Annotated in this window: 21 protein-coding genes; 4 read left to right on the top strand and 17 right to left on the bottom strand. The window is 53.6% G+C overall.

The window, feature by feature from the left end:
* Positions 1-220: 220 nt before the first annotated feature.
* Complete coding sequence (locus AB4876_RS07395; RefSeq protein ID WP_368381011.1) at positions 221-3,613, top strand: beta strand repeat-containing protein; 3,393 nt, start codon at positions 221-223, stop codon at positions 3,611-3,613.
* Positions 3,614-3,698: 85 nt separating this feature from the next.
* Here the strand turns inward: AB4876_RS07395 and purT are convergent, their stop codons facing one another.
* The 10 genes from purT to glyA form a co-directional block, all read right to left on the bottom strand.
* Positions 3,699-4,898 (bottom strand): formate-dependent phosphoribosylglycinamide formyltransferase, encoded by a 1,200-nt coding sequence (gene purT, locus AB4876_RS07390; protein ID WP_368381010.1) that lies wholly within the window; start codon positions 4,896-4,898, stop codon positions 3,699-3,701.
* A 37-nt stretch (positions 4,899-4,935) separates the two neighbouring features.
* Positions 4,936-5,406 (bottom strand): phosphatidylglycerophosphatase A family protein, encoded by a 471-nt coding sequence (locus AB4876_RS07385; RefSeq protein ID WP_368381009.1) that lies wholly within the window; start codon positions 5,404-5,406, stop codon positions 4,936-4,938.
* A 12-nt stretch (positions 5,407-5,418) separates the two neighbouring features.
* Positions 5,419-6,393 (bottom strand): thiamine-phosphate kinase, encoded by a 975-nt coding sequence (gene thiL, locus AB4876_RS07380; RefSeq protein WP_368381008.1) that lies wholly within the window; start codon positions 6,391-6,393, stop codon positions 5,419-5,421.
* Between the two features lie 20 nt (positions 6,394-6,413).
* A complete protein-coding gene (nusB, locus tag AB4876_RS07375) occupies positions 6,414-6,911 on the bottom strand; it encodes a transcription antitermination factor NusB (protein ID WP_368381007.1) in 498 nt (165 codons plus the stop codon).
* A gap of 113 nt (positions 6,912-7,024) precedes the next feature.
* Positions 7,025-7,486 (bottom strand): 6,7-dimethyl-8-ribityllumazine synthase, encoded by a 462-nt coding sequence (gene ribH, locus AB4876_RS07370; RefSeq protein ID WP_301028165.1) that lies wholly within the window; start codon positions 7,484-7,486, stop codon positions 7,025-7,027.
* 25 nt (positions 7,487-7,511) lie between these two features.
* Positions 7,512-8,642, bottom strand: a complete 1,131-nt coding sequence (ribBA, locus tag AB4876_RS07365; protein WP_368381006.1) for a bifunctional 3,4-dihydroxy-2-butanone-4-phosphate synthase/GTP cyclohydrolase II — start codon at positions 8,640-8,642, stop codon at positions 7,512-7,514.
* 24 nt (positions 8,643-8,666) lie between these two features.
* A complete protein-coding gene (locus tag AB4876_RS07360) occupies positions 8,667-9,341 on the bottom strand; it encodes a riboflavin synthase (RefSeq protein WP_368381005.1) in 675 nt (224 codons plus the stop codon).
* Positions 9,342-10,472 (bottom strand): bifunctional diaminohydroxyphosphoribosylaminopyrimidine deaminase/5-amino-6-(5-phosphoribosylamino)uracil reductase RibD, encoded by a 1,131-nt coding sequence (ribD, locus tag AB4876_RS07355; protein WP_368381004.1) that lies wholly within the window; start codon positions 10,470-10,472, stop codon positions 9,342-9,344. It abuts the gene before it with no gap.
* Complete coding sequence (nrdR, locus tag AB4876_RS07350; RefSeq protein WP_301028160.1) at positions 10,469-10,948, bottom strand: transcriptional regulator NrdR; 480 nt, start codon at positions 10,946-10,948, stop codon at positions 10,469-10,471. Before nrdR ends, ribD begins: the two co-directional genes overlap by 4 nt.
* Before the next feature lie 137 nt (positions 10,949-11,085).
* A complete protein-coding gene (gene glyA, locus AB4876_RS07345; RefSeq protein ID WP_368381003.1) occupies positions 11,086-12,348 on the bottom strand; it encodes a serine hydroxymethyltransferase in 1,263 nt (420 codons plus the stop codon).
* Between the two features lie 281 nt (positions 12,349-12,629).
* Between glyA and ettA the strand changes: the two genes are divergently transcribed.
* Complete coding sequence (gene ettA / locus AB4876_RS07340) at positions 12,630-14,291, top strand: energy-dependent translational throttle protein EttA (protein ID WP_368381002.1); 1,662 nt, start codon at positions 12,630-12,632, stop codon at positions 14,289-14,291.
* Positions 14,292-14,448: 157 nt separating this feature from the next.
* On the opposite strand, the gene AB4876_RS07335 is transcribed toward ettA, so the two are convergent.
* From AB4876_RS07335 to AB4876_RS07315, 5 genes are read right to left on the bottom strand one after another with little or no spacing between them, the layout of a single operon-like run.
* Positions 14,449-15,195, bottom strand: a complete 747-nt coding sequence (locus tag AB4876_RS07335; RefSeq protein WP_368381001.1) for an SDR family oxidoreductase — start codon at positions 15,193-15,195, stop codon at positions 14,449-14,451.
* 14 nt (positions 15,196-15,209) lie between these two features.
* A complete protein-coding gene (locus tag AB4876_RS07330; RefSeq protein ID WP_368381000.1) occupies positions 15,210-15,908 on the bottom strand; it encodes a histidine phosphatase family protein in 699 nt (232 codons plus the stop codon).
* Positions 15,908-16,981, bottom strand: coding sequence for a phosphotransferase family protein (locus AB4876_RS07325; RefSeq protein ID WP_368380999.1), 1,074 nt, complete (start codon positions 16,979-16,981; stop codon positions 15,908-15,910). The genes AB4876_RS07330 and AB4876_RS07325 overlap by 1 nt, the downstream gene beginning before the upstream one ends.
* A complete protein-coding gene (locus AB4876_RS07320; protein ID WP_301028823.1) occupies positions 16,968-17,786 on the bottom strand; it encodes an SDR family oxidoreductase in 819 nt (272 codons plus the stop codon). Before AB4876_RS07320 ends, AB4876_RS07325 begins: the two co-directional genes overlap by 14 nt.
* Before the next feature lie 60 nt (positions 17,787-17,846).
* Entirely contained in the window at positions 17,847-19,067 is a 1,221-nt protein-coding gene (locus AB4876_RS07315; protein ID WP_368380998.1) for an acyl-CoA dehydrogenase family protein, read from the bottom strand.
* 114 nt (positions 19,068-19,181) lie between these two features.
* Between AB4876_RS07315 and AB4876_RS07310 the strand changes: the two genes are divergently transcribed.
* Positions 19,182-20,084, top strand: a complete 903-nt coding sequence (locus AB4876_RS07310; protein ID WP_368380997.1) for a LysR family transcriptional regulator — start codon at positions 19,182-19,184, stop codon at positions 20,082-20,084.
* Between the two features lie 96 nt (positions 20,085-20,180).
* Here the strand turns inward: AB4876_RS07310 and AB4876_RS07305 are convergent, their stop codons facing one another.
* Both AB4876_RS07305 and rpmE read right to left on the bottom strand, forming a co-directional pair.
* Entirely contained in the window at positions 20,181-21,428 is a 1,248-nt protein-coding gene (locus AB4876_RS07305; protein ID WP_368380996.1) for a malic enzyme-like NAD(P)-binding protein, read from the bottom strand.
* Between the two features lie 299 nt (positions 21,429-21,727).
* Positions 21,728-21,958, bottom strand: a complete 231-nt coding sequence (rpmE, locus tag AB4876_RS07300) for a 50S ribosomal protein L31 (RefSeq protein ID WP_301028817.1) — start codon at positions 21,956-21,958, stop codon at positions 21,728-21,730.
* 211 nt (positions 21,959-22,169) lie between these two features.
* Between rpmE and AB4876_RS07295 the strand changes: the two genes are divergently transcribed.
* Positions 22,170-24,353 (top strand): primosomal protein N', encoded by a 2,184-nt coding sequence (locus tag AB4876_RS07295; protein ID WP_368380995.1) that lies wholly within the window; start codon positions 22,170-22,172, stop codon positions 24,351-24,353.
* Positions 24,354-24,427 lie beyond the last annotated feature (74 nt).

Raw genomic sequence — 24,427 nt, 5'->3', positions numbered from 1 at the left:
ATAGCAAGACTATAAAAACTAATTACAGGATTAAAACCCGCGCCTATTTATATTTCCATGCAATATGCCTATCATGCTTATTGCAAAAAAAGCTTGCACCCATTGATGGGGCTCGCCTTCCGATTCAAAATCTGTAAGTAACAGATTTAAAATTTATTATTATAATGCGCTGCAAAGGATTGCTGGGCTTACTCCTCTGCGTGCACAAAAGGAACTTGCCATGCTCGGTATACTTAATCGTTACAAAAGAACGATCTTCAGCTCTTTTTTGTTCAGTTTAATCGCGCTACTCGGCGCTTGCGGTGGCGGCAGCAGCTCTTCTGGTGGCCCCTCCGTCACGCTAAGTTCACTCACAATTACTCCCCAAACGAAGCAGTTTGCCGTGGGCACCACCGAGCAATTCACTGCCACCGCGCGATACTCCAACGGCGCCACCGAAGATGTTAGCAGTCGCGTAAACTGGCTTAGCGCCGACGCGACTGTTGCAAGTATTAGTCCCGCGGGCTTGGCTAGTGGCCTAAGCAAAGGCAAAACCACTCTAACCGCAAGCTTCCAAGGAAAAACAGCCTCTACCGCTAACGACGGCATAACAATAAGTGATGCCTCAATGACCGCACTGCAAATCAGCCCCCAAGACACAAACATCGCAAAGGGCTTAAGCAAGCAATACAGTGCAACAGGCATATTCTCCGATGGCAGCCATCAAGATGTCAGCGCCACCGTCCAGTGGCTATCCAGCAAGCCCAGCATTGCGACGATTTCAGCGAGCGGCCTAGCCACGAGCAAAGCCGTAGGCACCTCGCTTATCTCCGCCAGTCTTGGTAATTTCACCGACAGCGCAAACTTGGTCGTTGGCGCCGCAACTTTACAGCAAATCGAACTTTCACCGGCTAGTGCCATCATCGCCAAAGGGTTATCAAAAAAGTTTACCGCTACCGGCGCATACTCTGACGGCAGCCGCACCGATATTAGCAACAATGTAACTTGGCTATCTGCAGACACCACGCTCTTAGCCGTTGACAGCAGTGGCTTAGCAACAGCAAAAGCGATCGGCGACCCGATCGCGCTCACCGCCACACTGGATGGCGTAACGGCGTCGGCAGCCGTCGAGGTTTCCGACGCCGTATTAACGGGTCTTGCCGTAAGCCCGGCTACCGCGAGTATTCCTAAAGGCCGCAACCAACAGTTTGTCGCCACCGGTAGCTATTCTGACGGCAGCACAGCAACCATTACCAACGCCGTTAACTGGACAAGCGCCGACACCAGCGTAATTGCAATTGATAGCCAAGGTCTGGCTAGTGCGCTCAAACTAGCGAGTGACACAGTGATTACGGCCAGCACAGAAGGGCTGAACGCAACCGCAACAATGAGCGTGACGCCAGCCGTTTTAGACAGCGTTGAGGTTTCACCAAGCAATACCATTACCCCTAAAGGTACCTCGCAACAATACACGGCAACAGCAATTTACAGTGACAATAGCAATTTGGATGTCACGACCACAGCCACTTGGCTGTCGTCAGACCGAAGTGTTGCCGACATCAGTAACGTTTCTGGCAACCAAGGCTTTGCCATCGCCCGAACCCCTGGGACGGTAGAAATTAGCGCGAGCCTCGACGGCAAAAAAGGGCAAACCGAACTCACCGTATCGGAAGCCGAATTGCGTGCAATACAAGTCACACCCAACAACAAAAACTTAGCCAGTGGCTTTCAACGCCAATTCACGGCCACAGGTTTCTATACCGATGGCAGTAATAAGCAGATTAATGAATTAGTCAGCTGGGAATCCAGCAATAGCAGCATCGCATCTATCGACAATAGCGAAGGCAAAAAAGGCCTCGTGCAGGCCGCCGACACCGGCACCGGTACAGTCAGCATTCGTGCCTTTTCCGGGGAAATTTCTGGCTTTGCCTCGCTCAATATTAATGCCGCGAGCCTGCAATCCATTACACTGAGCCCAACAAATGAGTCGGTAGCAATGGACCCCGACACCCGCCTAGCTTTCTCGGCAAGCGGTAGCTTTTCCGATAGCACTCAATTAGATATTACTCAGCAAGTAACGTGGTCTTCTAGTGATGATTTAATTGCATCCATTAGCAATGTAGACGGCGATAATGGCCAAGCAACGCCTGTAGCAGTCGGTAGCACCGAAATATCTGCCACACGTAACACGATCAGCAATAAGACTACGCTGACAATTACCGCAGCAGTCCTTGAAGAAATCACCGTGACACCAGCTAGCGCTACCGTCCCCGCCGGACAACAACAGCAGTACACCGCCACCGGTAGCTACTCCGATAACAGCACGCAAGATATCACCCAAACCGTAAGTTGGAAGACCGACGACCCATCTGTTTCAATCAGCAATGCAGCAGGATCAAAGGGACTCGCCACAACGACGGCAAGTGCTGCTAGCAAGCAGATTAAAATCAGTTCAGCATTAGATGAGCTCAGCTCCAACAAAGCCAATTTAATCGTGACCTCGGCAATCCTAGATAGCATCGCCATCACCACCCAGCCCGCAGGAATAAACGAAACTCCGGCTGGCAACGAAGTGCAATTTATTGCCACAGGAACATTATCTGACGGATCGACCAGCGACTTGACCCAATCAAGCAGCTGGACTGTGCTTGAAGAACTGCCGAGTGAAACTGATGCCAATGTTGGCGATATTAGCAACACCGACGGCAGTAGAGGTCTACTTAGTACCTATAGCAAAGGAACAATTAAAATTGGCGCAACATCTGGTGAAATCAGCGCTGAACGCGACTTAACGGTGACAGACGCAGTATTAACAGGACTGAGCGTTTCACCACAAACCGTTGCGATTCCCCTGAACACCCAACAACAGTTTAAGGCGACTGCGCTCTATTCTGACGGCTCGACTAGCGACGTCACTACGGCTGCAGACACCGCGTGGCTAAGCAGCAAAACCGACATTGCCACCGTGAATAATACAAACATGAAAGGCCTCGCTATATCGCAGGGCAAATCAGGCTCAAGCGACATTAGCGCCAGCTATTTAGGCGAAACCGCTACCGGTGTATTAACCGTTAATCCCGCGACACTGGTTTCAATCAGCCTGGAGGATTTATCCAATCTTCCGGTTGGCGCGACTCGGCAATTAACTGCCACCGGCCATTACAGTGACGAGAGTAGCAAAGAAATCACCAGTCAAGTGACATGGTCGAGCTTTAGCGGTAATGCGATTATAAGTAATGCCAACGACTCACGCGGCTTGGTTACTGGCGTTAGCGTTGGCACCGACGTAATTAGCGCCCATCTCAACGGAATAACCGCAAGCGGCGAACTCGATGTCACCGAAGCCGTCTTGGCAAGTATTGAGGTAAGCCCTAAAGATACTAGCGCCGGAGGCAATAGCACGGTGCAATATAAAGCCACGGGCATATACACAGATAACTCCAGCGTAGACCTGACTAAGCAAGTAACCTGGGGATCGAGCAATACCAATGTGGCCACAATTAGTAATGCCGCAGAACAAAAGGGATTGGCGCAAACGAAATTCCAATTTACAACGGCCAAAACAGATATTAGTGCCGTGCATACGCCAAGTAATATTGTTGGCAAAACCAGCTTGACGGTTACCGCCTTCTAAGCGCTGCTCAAAAATCAAAAAGGCCCCGCATGGTTAACCATGCGGGGCCTTTTTGATTGAAACGCAAACAAGCTCAAATCGATATCTATAAACTTACCGTCAAGGCTTCAACCACTGCCAAGGCCTTGGCTCGGGCCTCGTCAATATCGCCGCCGCGAGCAAGGGCTACACCCATGCGACGTTTGCCGTCCACCTCGGGTTTACCAAATAAACGCAGCTGGGTGTCAGGTGCATCTAAGGCGTGGTCGAGATTGCCAAAGCGCACACGACTGGATTTGCCGTCGACTAAAATAACCGCCGACGCCGAGGCGCCGTGCTGCTGAATATTGGGGATGGGCAGGCCCAGTATGGCTCTAACATGCAGGGCAAACTCTGAGAGGTCTTGAGAGATTAATGTTACTAAGCCGGTATCGTGGGGCCGAGGCGAAACTTCGCTGAAGATCACCTCGTCGCCTTTGACAAAAAGTTCTACGCCAAACAAACCCCAGCCACCTAGTGCGGTGGTGACTTGCTCAGCCATGTGCTGGGCGCGCTGCAAGGCGGTCTCAGACATGGGCTGCGGCTGCCAAGACTCTTGATAGTCACCGTCTTTTTGGAGGTGACCAATTGGCGCGCAATAACTGGTTGCGGTGTCTACGCCGTCGCTGCCGCGATGGCGAATGGTGAGTAAGGTAATTTCGTAATCGAAATCGACAAAGCCTTCCACAATCACTCGGCCTGCACCGGCACGGCCGCCCTCTTGGGCATAGGTCCACGCCGCGTCGATTTCAGCGGCGCGACGCACCAAGCTCTGCCCCTTGCCCGAGGAGCTCATGATGGGCTTGATCACACAGGGCAGGCCAATTTCCGCCACGGCGGCATCGAACTCGTCTTTGCTGTCGGCAAAGCGGTAGGCTGAGGTGGGCAGTTCGAGCTTTTCGGCTACTAAGCGCCGAATGCCTTCGCGGTTCATGGTGAGCTGGGCGGCGCGCGCGGTGGGCACTACGTTATAGCCTTCGCGTTCTAAGTCGATCAAGGTGTCGGTGGCGATGGCTTCAATTTCCGGCACGATATAGTCTGGCTTTTCCAGCTCGATCACACGGCGCAATTCCGCGCCATCGAGCATCGAGAAGGTGTAACTGCGGTCAGCCACTTGCATCGCCGGCGCATTCGCGTAACGGTCGCAGGCAATGACTTCCACGCCCAAACGCTGTAATTCTATGGCAACTTCTTTACCGAGCTCACCGGCACCACAGAGTAAAACTTTACAGCTGCTATCACTAAACGGCGTGCCTAAAGAAACCATGATTATCCTCGTAAATGCTTAAAATTTAATTTTTGTACTAACTCAACACAAACAATAATTGCAGCGTTAGATAGGCGTAAACACCCGCCAGCACATCGTCGATCATAATACCGAAGCCGCCGTGCACCTTGGCATCGAGCACCCGTATTGGCCAGGGTTTCCAAATATCAAATAGGCGGAATAATGCAAAGCCGAGTGCGATCCACCAAATATTCATGGGCACCATAAACAACGCAATCCACAAGCCGACAAACTCGTCCCAGACTATGCCGCCGTGATCGTGCACGCCCAGAGCTTCGGCGGTAGCGCCGCACAGATATACGCCTAGAACAAAAGCTAAGATCAATACCACCACATAATAGACGGGTGGCAAAAATTGCAGAGCATACCAAAATGGCAGCGCCGCGATTGTGCCGAAGGTGCCTGGCGCTTTTGCTGCTAGCCCGCTGCCAAAACCAACAGACAGCAAATGCACCGGATTTTTAAGCAGTGATACAGGTATTTTCATTATAGTTACGACTCAAAAATGTTGGTAGCCGGCCGCAGGAGCAAACACGCCCCCGTCAGCCCTGTAACAAGTGAGACCCTCACCCGCTTCAATGTATCCAATCTCGCTGATGTTCAAATTTAACTCAGCACTGAGCCTTGCCACTACCTCGCGATGCTCGGCCGGCACGGTAAAGCACAGCTCGTAATCGTCGCCACCGCTGAGCGCAAATTCAATAGCTCGCTCGGCGCAGGTTTCAGTAAGCGCTGGCGATAGCGGTAAATTGTCGGTATGCAGTACTGCCGCCACGCCGCTAACACTAAGAATATGACCGAGATCTGCCGCCAAGCCGTCGGACACATCAACGGCTGCCGTTGCAAGGCCTCGCAATTTTTGACCAAGTGCCAAACGTGGTGTCGGCGCGTGATAGCGGTCTAACAACGCTTGTTCTGCCGCACTTAATTCGTGTGCAGCTTTATTAAGGTAATCCAGCGCCGCGCGCGCATCACCGAGCTGACCCGAGACATAAATAATATCGCCAGCGCGAGCGCCACTGCGTAATATCGCCGCGCCGGCTGGCGCCGAACCCATCACCTGCAAGCTGAGACACAGCGGCCCGCGAGTGGTATCGCCGCCCACCAGCGCAATATCATATTCGCCTGCGGCGACGATCAAGGCATTGGCAAAACTGGCCAACCAGGGCTCGTCGACATTCGGCATGGTTAAGGCCAATGTAAAACCAAGGGGCGTCGCGCCACATGCCGCCAAATCGCTAACACAGACCGCTAATGCGCGGCGGGCGAGCATGTCTGATGGGTAATTTTGAGGGAAGTGTATCGACTCAACTAAAGTGTCTACCGACACCAGCAGCTCATCACCAACCGGCAGTGCTAGCACCGCGCAGTCGTCACCGATGCCACAGCGCACCGGCGAGTTAGGCTGGGCAAGCGCTGCGGCCGCGCCTGCCTTAAAGTAATGCTGGATTAATTGGAACTCAGACGTCGGCATAGTCTTGGATGAGCGCCGATTTACTCAGCGTCGCTTGGGGGGCGAGGAGATTTACCTTTTTCTGCGGCAACTTCTACTGCCCGACATTCCGTTGCCACTTTATCTAAAATACCGTTTAAATAACGGTAGCCATCGGTAGCGCCAAAGCGCTTACCTAGGTTTATGGTTTCGTTAATGGCCACTTTATAAGGCACATCAATGCGGCGCAGCAATTCAAAACTGCCCATGCGCAACAGGCACAACTCGATGGGATCGAGATCGCTGAGTTTGCGGTCCAGGTGTTTTTCAAACAGGCCGTGCAAATCGGTAAGCTGAGCGGGAATGCTATGCACCAAGTCGTGGAAGAACTCGGTATCGACATTGGTCATGTCGTAGTCAGCTTGAAATTCAGCTTCAATAACACTCAAGGCTTGGCCAGCCATATGCCATTGATACAGTGCTTGCATCGCGTAGTGGCGAGCCTTGCGGCGGCCTGCGGCAAGCTGGTTGTGGGACGGACTCTGCTGACGATTAGCCACAAAAAATTACTCATTCACAGTGGATAAAACCACATTTAAAAAACCGCGCCACCGCTTACCAGAAACTGAATGGGCGACGCGAAAATCACTTACCAAAACAAAACATTTAAAACTTAAAGCTGCTTAAGCAGGCTAACCATTTCAATGGCAGACATCGCCGCTTCTTCGCCTTTATTGCCCGCCTTGGTGCCGGCACGCTCAATAGCTTGCTCAATGCTGTCTACCGTCAACACGCCAAAAGACACTGGCACGCTGTATTGCATAGAAACCTGCGCCAAGCCTTTAACACACTCGCCGGCAACGTATTCAAAGTGCGGAGTGCCGCCGCGAATAACTGCGCCAAGGGCGATAATGGCGTCGTAGTTTTTGCTGTCGGCCACTTTTTGGCAAACCAGCGGAATTTCGAATGCACCGGGGGCGCGCACAATGGTGATATTGTCTTCAGACACACCGTGGCGGCGCAGTGAGTCGATGGCGCCTTCCAGCAAGCTCTCAACCACAAAGCTGTTCCAGCGGCCCACAACAATCGCGTAATTACCGCCAACCGCGGTGAAAGTACCTTCAATCGTTTTCATAGTCGTTCCTTAAGGTCTTAATTAATTAGGCTTGGCCAACGTCTTCGGGGCCGACAAATTCAACTACTTCCAGGTCGAAACCAGAGATAGCATTGTATTTAACCGGCGCGCCCATTAGGCGGATTTTACCCACGCCCACATCGCGTAATATTTGTGAGCCCAGGCCGATATTAAAATACGTCGTTTGGTATTGAATACTATCGCCCTGCAGTGGTGGCTTATCACCTTGCGCTATACCTAGATCAGCCAATATCGACTCTGGCGTTTCGCGGTGGGCAAGCAACACCACTACACCACCATTGGCCGCAACGGTAGCCAAACTGCGGTGCATATTCCAACCGGTGGTAGATCCAGGGGGCTGCGTCTGCAGCAAGTCCCGTACCGAGGAACCTAAGTGCACCCGCGCAAGGGTTGGCACCGAGGCGTCAATAGCCCCTTTTATAATCGCAAAATGAATTTCACCGGCGACCGAATCTTTATAGGCGTGCAGTTCAAAATCGCCAAAATCGGTAGCAATAGTGCCACTGCTGATTTTTTCAATAGTTTGCTCATTCAGCACCTGGTAGTGAATGAGGTCGGCGATGGTACCCATTTTTAAATCGTGCTCGGCGGCGAATATTTCTAAATCTTCCCGGCGCGCCATGGTGCCGTCTTCGTTCATGATTTCGCAAATCACGCCTGTTGGCTCAAACCCAGCCAAGCGCGACAAATCACAAGCGGCTTCGGTGTGACCGGCGCGGCTTAAGACCCCACCAGGCTCAGACATCAGCGGAAAAATATGACCCGGCTGAACAATATCGCCGGCAACCGCATTGCGGGCTGCGGCAGTGCGTACCGTATGTGCGCGGTCAGCCGCCGAAATACCAGTGGTCACGCCCTTGGTAGCTTCAATCGACAGGGTAAACTTGGTGCCAAAACCCGAGGCATTGCGATCGACCATCAGGGGCAGATTCAGCTGTTTGCAGCGCTCTTTAGTCATCGGCATGCAGATCAAGCCGCGACCGTATTTGGCCATAAAATTAATATCCTGGGGACGCACACACTCCGCCGCCATCACCAGGTCGCCTTCGTTTTCGCGGTCTTCGTCGTCTAACAGAATAACCATCTTACCCAGACGGATGTCCTGAACCAGTTCTTCTACTTTGCTAAACGCCATAGTCATTGCCTTTATGTGCGCGCTTTATTTGCGCGCTGTCAAAAACCCATTTTCTGCCAAGGTGGCCATCGACACGCCTTTTGCGGCCGAGCCCTGTGCCTCACCACTCTGCGCTTGCAATAAGCGCTCTAAATAGCGGGCTATAACATCCACTTCTAAATTCACTGCGGCGCCGGGCCGATAATTCTGAATAATCGTTTGCGCCGCCGTGTGCGGTACGATATTGAGATCAAACACCCGATCTTCAACGCGGTTTACCGTTAAACTTACGCCATCAACGCAAATAGAGCCCTTAGTCGCGATATAGCGCGCCAATTCTGGCGGCGCTTCAATTCGCAGCCGCACCGAGCGCGCATCTTTTTCGCAGCTCACTATACGGCCCACCCCATCAACGTGGCCACTCACAATATGGCCGTCAAAACGGCTACTCGCTAGCATGGCCCGCTCTAAATTCACCGCCTGCCCTACTTTGGCGTGCACAAAGCTACTGTGAGCGAGGGTTTCTCTAGACACATCCGCCCAGTAACCATCAGCCAGTAATTCTACCACCGTCAGGCACACGCCGTTGGTGGCAATACTGTCGCCAAGTTTGACCTCGCGCATCGGCAAATCGACACTCTGCACACGCAGACGCAAATCGCCACCACGCAGCTCGGTGGCAGCAATTTTACCGCAGGCTTCAATAATGCCGGTAAACACTTATGCGCTCTCCGCTGATGTAGGTAGTCGGCAATGGATACGCCAGTCTTTGCCCACCGCGCGAATATCAACGATTTCCAGCGCCTGCTGGCCAGCCATCTTGGTCATCGGCCAATCCACTAGGGGTCTGGCTGAGCTGCCCATTAAACTCGGCGCCATATATACGAACCACTCGTCTACTAGGCCCGCGCGCAGCGCCGAACCCGTCAATGTTGGCCCCGCTTCGAGCAAGACCTCATTACAGCCTCGGTCCGCCAAGTAGCGCATCAGCGCAGGCAGCGACACGCGGCCATTACCGTCATCGTCAAGACTGAGGATAATTGCGCCAGCCGCTGCCAAGGGTTTATACCGCTCAGGATCCGTCACTACGGTCGCGATAATAACCTCTCCACCCTCGCCAAACAGCTTGGCCTCAACGGGAGTGCGCAGTGCGGAATCAACGATGACTCGCAGGGGCTGCCGCCAATACTCATTTACTTGCTCGGAGGCAAAGCTCTCTGGCCGTACAGTGAACAGGGCATTGTCGTGCAAAATAGTCTCGACGCCGCTGACAATAGCGCAGCTCTGCGCGCGCAGGTGCTGAACATCTTGGCGCGCTGCCGCGCCAGTAATCCACTGGCTCTCACCCGACGCCATCGCAGTGCGGCCATCTAAGCTACTCGCTGATTTCAAGCGCAGCCACGGCAGGCCGCCATTGATTCGGCGCATAAAACCTTTATTTAAATCGACGGCTTGCGCCGCCATCAGGCCAACGTCAGCCTGAATACCCGCTTCGCGCAGGCGCGCTATGCCCTGCCCCGCCACCAGCGGATTGGGATCTTCAACGGCAACCACAACCCGCGCCACATTGGCGTCAATCAGCTTGTCGGCACAGGGGGGCGTGCGCCCCAAATGACTACAGGGTTCCAGTGTTACATATATCGTACAATCTTCAGCGCTCGCTATTTGCGCGAGTGCATTTACTTCCGCGTGACCATCACCAGCGCGAATATGCCAGCCCTCGGCAACAACCTTATCTTTGCGGGTAATTACGCAACCCACCCGTGGATTTGGGCTGGTGCTGTAAAGCCCTCGCGCCGCCAAGCGCAGGGCGAGGGCCATCATTTCATGGTCAACGGCAGAAAAGCTCATAGCGAATCGTTTTTCTCTGCGCGGGGCTCGGCCGACAAGCGGTCGATCTCGGCACGAAACTCGTCCAAATCTTGAAAACTGCGGTATACCGAAGCAAAGCGTACATAGGCGACATGATCCAAGGCTTTTAAAGCCTCCATCACCTGCTCGCCCACATCGCGACTGCCAATTTCACGCTCGCCAGTTGCCTGGATGCGCCGCTTTATACCACTGATTTCCGCTTCAATATGCTCAACACTTACCGGCCGTTTTTCCAAAGCCTTCAACACCCCAGAGCGCATTTTGGCTTCGTCAAAAGGCTCGCGAGAACCATCGCTCTTGATGATTTTGGGCATCAATAGCTCAGCGCTTTCGTAGGTGGTGAAACGTTCAGAACAAGACAAACACTCCCGCCGCCGACGAACCTGTCCACCCTCGGCAACGAGCCGAGAATCGATTACCTTGGTGTCGTCAAAATTGCAGAACGGGCAGCGCATGGTTTTGCCTCAGGGGCGATAAATATTGCCGAAGTTTAGCACAGTGTGGGAGACGCTTGATGGGAGACGGAAGACGCAAAAACTTTCACGGCGCGTATCGCGCCGAGGTTTTAGCATCTCCCGTCTCCCGTCCAGCATTAAGCGTATACGGGATAGCGCTTACAGATTTCCAAGACCTTCACTTTCACTTCTTCGATCTTGGCCGTGGCATCGCCGGCTTCGAGTGCTTCAAGTACGTCGCACATCCAGTTGGCCAGCTCTACACACTCGGCTTCTTTGAAACCGCGAGTAGTGACCGCAGGCGTACCAACGCGCAAACCACTGGTGATGAAGGGCGAGCGAGGATCGTTTGGTACCGCGTTTTTATTTACGGTGATATTGGCGGCGCCCAGTGCGGCATCGGCATCTTTACCGGTGTAGGGCTTACCGATGAGATCGACTAGCATCAGGTGGTTTTCAGTACCGCCAGACACGATATTAATACCGCGACCAATAAAGGTTTTGGCCATCGCCTTGGCGTTGGCTACTACCTGCTTTTGGTAGGTAACATACTCAGGGGTCATCGCCTCTTTAAAGCTAACCGCTTTAGCAGCAATAACGTGCATTAAGGGGCCACCCTGACCACCGGGGAATACCGCCGAGTTGAGCTTTTTCTCGATTTCTTCATTGGCCTTGGCCAAAATCAGACCGCCACGTGGACCGCGCAGGGTTTTGTGAGTAGTGGTGGTCACCACGTCCGCATACTGAATTGGATTGGGGTAAATACCGGCGGCAACCAAACCAGCAACGTGTGCCATGTCGACCATTAGGTAGGCGCCAACCATATCGGCGATTTCACGGAACTTCGCCCAGTCAACAATACCGGAATAAGCAGAGAAGCCAGCGACGATCATTTTAGGCTTGTGCTCTAAGGCCAATGCTTCAACCTGGGCGTAGTCGATTTCGCCGGTTTCATTGTTCAGCCCGTACTGAACCGCATTATAGGTTTTGCCTGAGAAGTTAGGCTTGGCACCGTGCGTTAAGTGACCGCCCGCGTCCAAGCTCATGCCCAATACGGTTTCACCTGGCAATACTAAAGCTTGGTATACCGCGCCATTGGCCTGTGAACCGGAGTGTGGCTGAACGTTGGCGTAATCGGCGCCGAACAGGGCTTTAGCGCGATCAATCGCCAATGTCTCGGCCTTGTCTACGTACTCGCAACCGCCGTAATAACGCTTACCGGGATAGCCTTCGGCGTATTTATTGGTCAGAACTGTACCCTGCGCCTGCATAACAGCTGGGCTGGTGTAGTTTTCCGACGCGATCAGCTCGATATGCTCTTCCTGACGCACTTCTTCCTCTTGGATCGAAGACCAAATTTCAGCGTCAAATCCAGCTATTGTCATCTCTTTACTAAACATCACTACCCCCGAGGTATACACAGGCTCTGAAAAGCCGCGCATTGTACAATAAATGCGCGTTATCGGCACCGTTTAAAGTACTTAGCCGCGCAAGCCAGCGAATTTATTTACCGTGAAAACCAGATATGCGCGCCCAAGCACTATGCGCATGCACCGCACACCCCGACTAGAAGCCACCACAAGCCTTAAAACCATTGCGCAAAACCCGCGTTTTCGCTACCGTTTCGCACAACTCAGCTGGGGCTTAATCGCCCACCCCGCTTTAGAACTCAGGAGTCAGCATGGCGCAATTCGTCTATACAATGAACCGTGTCAGCAAGGTCGTGCCCCCCAAGCGCGAAATTCTGCACGATATCTCTTTATCCTTTTTCCCCGGCGCTAAAATTGGTGTACTCGGCCTAAACGGCTCGGGTAAATCCACTCTACTGCGGATTATGGCTGGAGTTGATACCGAATTTAACGGTGAAGCCCGCCCTCAGCCAGGCACCAAGATAGGCTATTTATCTCAAGAGCCCGCCTTAGACCCCGCAAAAGATGTGCGTGGCAATGTCGAAGACGGCGTGGCTGAAGCCAAAAATGCACTTACCGAGCTAGATCAAGTTTACGCCGCTTACGCAGAACCCGATGCCGACTTTGATGCCTTGGCTAAACACCAAGCCCAGCTCGAAGATATTATTCAAGCCACCGACGCCCACAACCTTGACCACAAATTGGAAGTGGCCGCGGATGCCCTGCGCCTACCACCGTGGGACGCCGATGTAACGACGCTGTCGGGCGGTGAACGCCGCCGTGTTGCCCTGTGTCGCCTGCTGCTATCCAACCCCGACATGCTCCTGCTGGACGAACCCACCAACCACTTGGACGCAGAATCGGTTGGCTGGCTAGAACGCTTTCTATGCGATTTTCCTGGCACCGTAGTGGCCATTACCCACGATCGCTATTTCCTCGACAACGCCGCGGGCTGGATTTTGGAATTGGATCGCGGTCGCGGTATTCCCTACGAGGGCAATTACTCCGACTGGCTAGAAGCCAAAGATGCCCGCCTTGCCCAAGAAGCCAAGTCTGACGCCTCGCGCAAAAAGACCATTGCCGCCGAATTAGAGTGGGTGCGCAGCAACGCCAAGGGTCGCCAGAGTAAGAGCAAGGCGCGTCTCGCTCGCTTTGAAGAATTAAACTCACAGGAATTCCAAAACCGCAGCGAAACCAACGAAATTTATATTCCACCAGGACCGCGCCTTGGCGACAAGGTGATCGAGGTTAACGGCGTAAGTAAAAGCTATGGCGACCGCCTGTTGATTAACGATCTGAGCTTTGCCATTCCCAAGGGCGCGATTGTCGGCATTATCGGCGGTAACGGCGCCGGCAAATCAACCTTGCTGCGCATGATGACCGGCAAAGAACAGCCCGACAGCGGCGAAATTGTCATTGGCGAGACCGTAAAACTGGTCTCGGTTGAGCAGATGCGCGACGATCTCGACGACAAGAAAACTGTCTGGGAAGCCGTTTCTGAAGGCCAAGATATCTTGCGCATTGGCAGCTATGAAGTGCCGTCGCGAGCTTACATTGGCCGCTTCAACTTTAAAGGCAGCGACCAGCAAAAGCGGGTTGGTGAATTGTCTGGTGGTGAACGCGGCCGCCTGCATTTGGCATGCACTCTGAAAGAAGGCGGCAACGTCTTGCTGCTCGACGAACCCTCCAACGACTTGGACGTAGAAACCCTGCGTGCACTGGAAGACGCCCTACTCGACTTCCCAGGCTGCGCACTGGTGATCTCGCATGATCGCTGGTTCCTCGACCGCATTGCCACTCACATCCTCGCCTACGAAGGCGATAGTGATATTGTGTTCTTTGAAGGCAATTACGCTGAATACCACGAGGATTTTGTGCAGCGTAAAGGGAAAAATGCGGGGCCAAAGCGGGTGAAGTACAAAAAACTGAAGTGATGCAGAATGCTTGACGGGAGACGGTGAACGCTAAGGCATTCGCTTTGCACACATGGATACCTGCCTTCGCAGGTATGACTCACAGCGCGCGAACCTGCTTTTGCGTTCACCGTCTCCCGGTCACCCCTGCGAAGGCAGGGGCAAGCATCTTGCCGCGCTAGGTCATCTTCGACACAACACTCAAAGGCAATACCTTCATTGCAAACCCCACGGCAACCCAGGGCCAGCCTGGCACTTTGGCTTCGGCGGGTTCTTTTTCTATGGCCTTAACCATTGCTTTACAGCCAGTTTTTAAATCCACCCGCAGCGGCGCTTTTTTAAGGCCAGAGTTGATAGGCGTAAGAATAAAGCCCGGCAGTATGCAGCTAACTTTAATCGGCGTGCCGATCATATCTGCGCGAATACCTTCGGTCATATTGCGCAGGCCCGCTTTGCTAGCGGCGTAAACATTTAATGCGCGTGCGCCGCCGCGCACTGCACTCATAGATGACACCGTGACTAAATGACCACTGTTTTGGGCTCGAAATATTTCCAGCGCCGCTTCGCACTGCGCCAGCGCGCCAATAAAATTAGTTTCTGCGGTTTGCCGATTGGCCTCAAAATAACCTGTGCCCAAGGACGCGCCCTTGCCCATACCGGCGTTCACAATCACCCGGTCTAGGCTGCCAAGATCATCGCGAAAGGCGCGAAAAACCTCAAAAACCTTGGCGTAATCGCACACATCCAACTCGCGAATAAACACCTTAACATTAGGATGCGCAGCTTCTATATCCGCCTTAAGTGCCTGCATAGGCTCAATGCGACGAGCGCACAATGCGAGATTACAACCCTTGGCGGCAAACTCACGGGCCATACCTTCACCCAAGCCCGAGCTGGCGCCAGTAATAAGAATATTTTTACGCATAATAAATTTCCGTATTAACGATAACTAAGAAGTTCGCGATGACGGCCATCGAAGTGGCTATGCTCATTGATACTGGCCAACTTCAAACCCGACTGGCCACTTAGAACTTTGCTATACCCAGCATTCACCAGCTGCCAGCTCAATTCAGCGGCATTGGCGTCAGCCAAGCCCAGCAAATGACGACACACTACCGCAATAACGCCACCCGAGGTGGAAACAAAGATATTACCCCTGCTGCTCCGACTAGCCGCGTCTAAAGCGCGACTGATCCGCCCGCAAAATTGCGTCCAGCTCTCAGTGTAATCGCCATCGTAGTCACCGCTTTGCCAGCGCTGCATGGCTCGCGCAAAGTGAGCTTGAAAGCCGGCGCGGGGATTGTCTCCAGCCATATCGGCCAGCATTTGCTCGCTCACTTGGAGCTCCGCGGTATAGGCTTGCAGCAAATCAAGATGATCGTACTCATTCCAGCTTGGGTCTGTTTGCCAAGTCAGGGCGCCAGCATCCACCGTACTCCCCAAACCCAACAAACACTGTTCGGCGGTTTGCCGATGACGCCTCATATCACCACAAATAATATGCTGTGGAACTACACCCGCTGCGGCGAAAGCCGCACCCAAGTGCTCTGCTTGGCGCTCTCCGAGCGGCGACAACTGATCGTAATCATCGGCGCCAAAGGAGGCCTGCCCATGACGAATTAAATACAGTGCCGGCATTAACCCTGCTTCCGAATAATGCGCTGGCAGCGGCGGTCGAGATAGCCAACGATCAACCAAAAGTGTTTGAACGCTGGGTTATCGGTTTGCTTGTGGTAATAGCGGTAGTAAATTTGCTGGATAATTCCGGCCAGACGAAATAGGCCAAACACTTCGTAAAATGCCCAGTTGTCGACTTTTAAGCCCATTCTCTCACTGTAGTAAGTGAGCACCTCGTCGCGGCTTAGCATGCCAGGCAAATGGGTGGGCTGCCGCCGCGTGGCGCGCAAAAAGCGGTCGTCGTCGGCTTGCACCCAATAGGCCAAGGCGCTGCCCAAATCCATCAGCGGGTCGCCGAGGGTTGCCATTTCCCAATCGAGAATGCCCAGCACTGAGCTGGGGTCGGCGGGGTCGAGCACCACATTGTCAAAACGAAAATCATTGTGAATCACGCAGCTGCGCACATCCGCCGGGGTGTTCTCCGCCAGCCAGCGCATGACTTTCTTGAACGAGGGCACATTCCAAGTTTTGGCTTTGCTATACCGTCCGCTCCAGCCCTTAACCTGCCGCTCGCAATAGCCCTCGCCCTTGCCCAGCGATTCCAAACCCGCCGCGCGATAATCCACTTGATGCAAGGCAACCAGCTTGTCGACAACAGACAGACACAAATCCCGCGTCTGTTCGGCGCTCAGCACTAAACCCTTGGGCATATTGGCACGGGGAATTAGCCCTGAAATGCGGCGCATCACATAAAAATCACAATCGATGATCGAGGGATCATCACAAAAGGCCAGCATCTCTGGCACATAGGGAAACACCGGCGCCAAGGCGGCCTGTACTTTGTATTCGCGCCCCATGTCGTGGGCCGATTTGGCTTTGGTGCCCTTGGGTGGCCGCCGCAAAATGAGATCGTGACTGGGGTATTCTAGGCGATAGGTCCAGTTCGACGCACCACCACTGTATTGGGTCACCACGGGCTCACCACTTAAACCGGCGATCCGCGGTTTTAGCCAAGCATCCACCGCGGCGATATCCAGCTCCTCACCGCTGCGCACACCACCCGCCACATCAATTAGGGCCTTATTTTCGAGCATCACGCTTACTCATCATGCGATTGGTTTGCTTTAACATCATGGCGCGGAATTGAGCAAACGGTAACCAGCGTTTTAGGCGCCAAATTTTGCGTCCCTCGGGATGTGGCAGAATATAAAATTCGCGTTTTTCTATCGATTTAAATACCCGCGCCGCAATTTCATCGGCACTAAGTTTGGCCTTGTTCACCAAGCGCTGAGTGGCGGCTTGGGAGTCGGCATCTGAAGCCCGCACTGACTCTGCCAAATTGGTGCGAAAAAAGCTCGGGCAAACCACCGACACCGCAATATTGTCTGGGTCTAACTCCAAAGTCAGCACCTCAGAGATCGCCACTACCGCGGCCTTCGTCGCGCAGTAGGACGCCATTTTTGGCGGCGAGATCAACCCGGCCAGTGACGCCACATTTACCAAGTGACCACTACCCTGTGCCTGCATTAGTTTTGCAAACACCTTGCAGCCGCGGACTACCCCCAGCACATTAATATCAACAATCCATTCCCAGTCGCTAAGCGGGAATTCGGTAATCCCACCTGCCGATGCCACGCCAGCGTTATTCACAACCACGTCTACGCCACCCCACTCACTGAGCAGCCAATCTGCCGTGGCTTGCAGCGCGCTCTCCTGGGTAACATCGCAGTGGCAGTAATGCGCCGTGGTCTTGGCCTGCAATTCCGCCAAGGCCTCTGCACCTCGACCATCGTCCACATCGCCAATACACACCCAGTAACCGGCGTCGGCAAAACAATTGGCCAGCGCTCTGCCCAAGCCCGAGGCGCCACCGGTGATAAATACTCGTTTTGATGACATCTTATTTCTGCTCCTGCTTAGCGCATTGTTTATTCGTTATTGCCCATGTAACTCACTAGGCTACTTGTATTTGGCTAATTCCATTCTGGCGATCAAGCCGCGATGGACTTCATCAGGACCGTCGGCCAAGCGCAGCACCCGCGCCATCGCGAACATGCCGGCAAGGGGCGTGTCGTTTGAGACCCCAGCACCACCATGAATTTGAATGGCGGCGTCGACCACTTCCTGCAGTACATTGGGCGCCACAACTTTAATTGCCGATATCTCAGTTAAAGCCGACAGCGCGCCAACATTGTCTATTTTCCATGCCGCGTACAACGTCAGCAGCCGCGCCTGATCAATGGCAATACGTAAATTGGCAATCCGCTCTTGGTTGCCGCCGAGGTTAATGAGGGGCTTGCCGAAGGCAATACGCGACTTGCCGCGCTTAATCATTAGCTCTAAAGCCTTCTCTGCCGCGCCCAGCGCTCGCATGCAGTGGTGAATCCGGCCAGGTCCAAGCCGCCCTTGGGCAATTTCAAAACCGCGGCCCGCACCCAATATCATATTAGTCTTAGGCACACGCACATTTTCAAACCAGACCTCGCCATGACCTTCAGGCGCGTCATAGGCATTAAATACCGGCAACATCCGTTTAATCACCACGCCTGGGGTTTTCATCGGCACCAGCACCATTGAGTGCTGGCTGTGGCGAGCGGCTTCGGGATTACTCACCCCCATAAAAATACCAATTTCACAGCGCGGGTCACCCGCCCCCGAAGACCACCACTTCTTGCCATTGAGAATGAGGTCGTCGCCATCTTCAACGATAGTCGCTTCCATATTGGTTGCATCTGAGGACGCGACATCTGGCTCGGTCATAAAAAATACTGAGCGAATCTTGCCTTCTAACAGCGGCTCTAACCACTGCTGCTTCTGCTCCTCGCTGCCGTATTTCCACAGCACTTCCATATTGCCGGTATCGGGCGCATTGCAGTTAAAGATCTGTGGCGCGATATGAGAGCGACCCATCTCTTCAGCCAAGGGTGCGTATTCCAATGTCGACAAGCCCGCACCGCGCTCGGCATCGTGCAAAAAGAAATTCCACAAGCCCAGCTCTTTGGCTTCGGCTTTGAGATCCTCAATGCGCGGATCTACCTTCCACTTAGTCCAATCGCCGCCATCGCTGCTAGCCAGCATCGCGGGCAATAGCTCCGCCTCTAAGGGCTCTATGCGATTTTTGATAAAGGCGCGCACCTGATCGATCAATTCTTGGCAGCGGGGGCTGTGACTAAAATCCATGATGTACTCTCCTCGATTATCTGCTCAAACATACGGCGTGTTTAAATATCAGTCTAATTTATTTCATAAATGTTATATCATCATTGCCGTGAATATATTAAAACGGTCGGCACCATGGATCTCAATCTCTTTAAAGTCTTTGATGCGGTCTACCGCGCCAACTCCCTCACCGAGGCCGCCAAAGATCTGCACATTACCCAGCCCGCAGTGAGCAATGCCCTTGCCCGCCTGCGCGAGCACTTTGACGACCCCCTATTTGTACGCCGCGGCCGCAGCATCGCGCCCACACCGCTGGCCGACAGCATTGCCGCCGACATCAGCAATTCACTAATCGCATTACAAGAGAGCCTGCATCGTGGCCAGCAGTTCGACCCAACCACCTCCAAGCGCCGATTTATTATTAGTATGGGTGACCCAATAGAATTCGTCGCCCTACCGAGCTTAATTAGTCAATTACAGCAACACGCGCCGGGTATCCGCCTGCAAAGCCAGCGCCTAGTTCGGGATCAGCTTAGCCGCCAATTAATCAGTGGCGAAATTTCAATGGCAGTCGACATTCCCCAGGCGGTCGACCCCAGCATTCAGCAGCAGTTTTTGTTCAAAGATGATTTTTGGGTGATGATGCGCGAGAACCACCCTTTGGCGGCGCAATCGCTCAGTTTAAAAAGCTACCTGCTCGCCCAACATATTTCGGTGTCTGGACGCAGCCGAGGCAGCGTTATTGAAGATGCCGCACTCAATCGCAAGGGCCTAAACCGCAATATTATTTTACGCGGCCAAAGTTACTACTCAGCCAGCCACATTGTTGCGGAAACGGATTTATTATTAACCTTACCCAAGCATTTAGCGCTGCGCTTTCAGCAGTTTTTACCGCTGCAATGCCTCCCGCTGCCGCTGAAACTGCCCGCGCTTGAAATGCAGATGTACTGGCATCGCAGCGCCAATAATGACACCGCCCATCAATGGCTACGAGAAAAAATTCAAGCAATTATCGCCCAGAACGGCGACGCAAATTAGACTAAACGCCCAGCCATAAAAAAACCGCCGTAACCTAAGTTACGGCGGTTTTTTGCTTCTAGCGTCTGACGTCTGGCGCTTTGCCTCTAGCTCACCTCAAGACAGAGGATAGTGTGCTGGGTATGGTAGCTGGGCAACCCCAGAATCTACCGCCGCCTGCGCGACCGCTGCCGACACCTTACCCAGCAGGCGACGATCCACCGGCTTAGGAATAATGTACTCGGGGCCAAAGGCCAGCTCTGTTACACCACAGGCGTCCATCACCACTTGCGGGACCGGCTCTTTAGCCAATTCGCGCAGCGCATGCACCGCGGCAATTTTCATTTCTTCATTAATCGCGCTTGAACGCACGTCTAAAGCACCCCGGAAAATAAACGGAAAGCCCAAGACATTATTGACCTGATTCGGGTAGTCAGAACGCCCAGTCGCCATAATCAAGTCATCGCGCACCGACAGTGCCAGCTCCGGCTGAATTTCAGGGTCAGGGTTAGAGCAGGCAAAGACAATCGGCTTTGGCGCCATCGACAGCAACATCTCAGCGCTGAGCAGGTCTGCACCAGACAAACCCACAAATACATCAGCGTCTTTAATCGCATCCTGGAGGGTGCGAGCATCAGTATCGTTCTGGAATTCTTCTTTGTATTTATTGATGCCTTCGCGGCCGGGGTAAATTACACCGCTGCGGTCGATCATAAAAATATTTTCATAGCGCGCGCCAAGACTCACCAGCAAACGCATACAGGCAATCGCAGCGGAGCCAGCGCCAAGACAAACCACCTTGGCGGTTTCTAGATTTTTGCCTTGAATCTCTAGCGCGTTCAGCATGCCGGCAGCCGTTACAATTGCTGTGCCGTGCTGATCGTCATGAAAAACAGGGATAGGGCACTGCTCTTTTAAGACGCGTTCAATTTCAAAACACTCGGGCGCCTTGATATCTTCAAGGTTAATGCCACCAAAGGTAATGGCAATACGCTTAACGGTGTCGATAAATGCTTGGCTGTCTTCGGCGTCGACTTCAATATCAATGGAATCAATATCGGCGAAGCGTTTAAACAACAAAGCCTTACCTTCCATTACCGGCTTGCTGGCCAAGGGACCTAAATCGCCCAAGCCCAAAATAGCAGTGCCGTTTGAAATGACCGCAACCAAATTGCCTTTGCTGGTGTATTTATAGGCATTGGCTGGATCTTTGGCAATTTCCCGCACTGGCTCAGCCACACCGGGGCTATAAGCCAGTGATAAATCGTACTGAGTTTCAGCAGGCTTAGTCAGCATAATGCCGATTTTACCTGGGGTAGGGAGCGAGTGGTAATCCAGAGCCGCCTGCTTAACATCTTTGGACATTCGATTATTCCCAATATGAACGCAATCTCAGAGAGGCGAGAAAGCATATAGAAAAGAACTAACAGTAACAAGTCACCTTATGTGACAAAGCCCGTCACAGCTGGGTTTCAAGGGCATTTCTGTACTCAGCGACAACATTGAAGGCTACTATCTAGATTAAGGTAACAACACAATTCGTCGGTGCGGGGCGCCAAGCCCACGACATAGACCCGAAGGCCACAAACAAAAATGCCCGGTCAGATAAGCACCGGGCATTTCTATGGTGGCTGCCTGCGCAGCCACTAAGCACTACCGGGATATTACTCGGTAGGTGCCGCCGCCGCTGCGCCACGTGCGCCAAAACGCTTGCGGAACTTATCAACACGACCGCCGGTATCAAGCATTTTCTGCTTACCAGTATAGAACGGGTGACAAGATGAACAAACGTCAACGTGCAGGGCGTCGCCCAATGTAGAACGCGTTTCAAAGGCGTTACCACAGCTGCAAGTCACGCTCATGGCGACGTAATTTGGATGGATATCTGCTTTCATGGGTATTTCCTCTATGGACGCCGCCACCCGATCATTTGCCGAGCACCGCGCAGGCTATGAGTCTCAAAATTAGCTTGAAATTCAGGCGGCGAATGTTAACAGAATTATATCAATAAGCAAGCAGCTCGCGCCGCTGTTCAAAAACTTCGCTCTGCGCAGCGCCTGAATTCTTATACACTGGCGTTTTTACACACTTAAATAGCCAAGCTGTATGCCAAAACTCGTCACTGTCGCCGTTCCCTGCCCCCTGCGCCGCGGCTTCGACTACTTGTGGCCAGAAACCCTAGGGCTAGAGGCTGAAATCGGTTTGCGGGTGAGCATTCCCTTTGGCCGCCAACAGCTGGTTGGTGTTGTTATCGCCCGCGATGCAGTCAGCGATATACCCAGCAACAAGCTCAAAGCCGTCTTAAGCGTGCTAGACGAACATCCCTGCCTGCCACCTAATTTAGTCCAGCTCGGCCGCTGGGCCGCCGATTATTACCACCACCCCGTTGGCGATTGCTTTCAGCAAATGCTGCCCGTGGCTTTGCGCAAAGCGAGCCCGCCCAAAGACAAGCCCGCCCAGTACTGGCGGCTCAGCGCCGACTGGGAACAATTACCCGAGATTGCTAGCCGCGCCCACCAACAGCTCAGCCTGCTCGCCGTGATTCGCCAAGCAGGACAACTCTCCCGTCGCCAAATTAAAGACCTTGGCTATAGCAATGCAGTGCTCAACACCCTAATCAATAACGGTTATTTACAGCAAGCCGACGCCCCCGTCACGCCACAACCACCAAGCGGCAACACAGAGCTCGCGTTAAATTCAGAACAACAGCTGGCGGTTTCCGCCATTAGCAATAGCCTTGGCCAGTTTGCCCGCTACTTGCTCGACGGTGTTACCGGCAGCGGCAAGACCGAAGTGTATTTGCGCAGTATTACCGAGTGCCTAGCGCGGGGCGAGCAAGTGCTAACCCTGATCCCTGAGATTGGCCTAACCCCACAGACCTTAGAGCGCTTTGAAAGCCGCTTTCCCGGCCAAGTTCGCGCCCTGCACTCCGGCCTCAGTGACGGCGAGCGCTACCGCAGCTGGCAGGACATTCGCAGTGGTCGCGCTCAAATTTTACTCGGCACCCGCTCTGCGGTATTTACGCCCTTTCAAAAACTGGGACTGGTCATTGTTGACGAAGAACACGACGCCTCTTATAAGCAGCAAGACGGTTGGCGCTATTCAGCCCGCGACATCGCCGTTAAACGCGCCGCCGACCATAACTGCCCCGTGGTACTCGGCAGCGCCACCCCCAGTCTCGACAGCCTGCACAACGTTGGCCAAGACCGCTATCAATTGCTCGAACTGCGCGAACGCGCCGGCGTGGCCAGCAAGCCCGATATTCGCCTTTTAGATATTCGCCAACAGAACCTCGACGAGGGCCTGAGCAACACCCTACTCGACGCCGCCCACGACACCCTGCAAGCAGGCAATCAGGTTTTAATATTCCTTAACAGGCGCGGGTTTTCTCCCCTTTTGCAATGCCACGGCTGCGGCTGGGTAGCCAATTGCCAAGCCTGCGACGCCAAAATGACCGCCCACTTTGGCCGCCGCGAGCTGCGCTGCCACCACTGTGACGCCAGAGAGGCACTACCAAGCATTTGTCCCCAGTGCCACAACAGCCAGTTGATTTTTCAGGGGCCGGGTACTGAGCGCCTCGAGCTCAGCCTTAAACGCCACTTCCCCGACGTCGACGTTATTCGCATAGACCGCGACACGACCTCAGCCAAAGGCAGCATGCAAAGTTTAGTCGATGGTATTCGCGACGGCCGCCCCAGCATATTGGTTGGCACCCAAATGCTGGCCAAGGGCCACCACTTTCCGGACGTCACCCTCGTCGGCATCATTGATATTGACGGCGGCCTGTTTAGCGCCGACTTCCGCGCGCCCGAGCGCAGCGGCCAATTACTGGTGCAAGTTGCCGGCCGCGCCGGTCGCGCCGACAAGCCCGGCCGCGTCTATATTCAAACGCACTGCCCAGATCATCCCGCACTACTGGCACTGGTGAGTGAAGGCTATCAACCCTTTGCCCAGCAGTTACTGGCTGAGCGGCAATTATTGAGCTTACCGCCAGTGAGTTTTAGCGCCGTGATTCGCGCCGATGCCAGCAGCCTGCGCTGCGCCGAAGATTTTTTAGCCGCTATTCGCGCCGAACTCGCACCCGGCGATACCCGCTGGAGCATTGTTGGCCCGCTGCCCGCCCCCATGACCCGCAAAGCTGGGCGTTTTCGCGCCGCGCTCATCCTGCAAGCTGAGCGACGGCCGATCCTTCACCGGCAACTCGCGATTGCCTGCCACACCGGCGACCGACTTCCCAAACACAAAAGCCTGCGCTGGTCGGTAGATGTAGACCCGATCGATTTGTTTTAATCTCATTTACCGTTATTAAGGTTTAGCTGCGCCCCCCAGCACTAGCCGCGGCAGCTGTAAACAGGGATAATACG

Source organism: Zhongshania guokunii (assembly GCF_040892635.1).
GTDB classification, from domain to species: Bacteria; Pseudomonadota; Gammaproteobacteria; order Pseudomonadales; family Spongiibacteraceae; genus Spongiibacter; species Spongiibacter guokunii.
The sequence above is the reverse complement of the archived record's forward strand: the minus strand, read 5'-3'. Positions and strand labels throughout refer to the sequence as shown.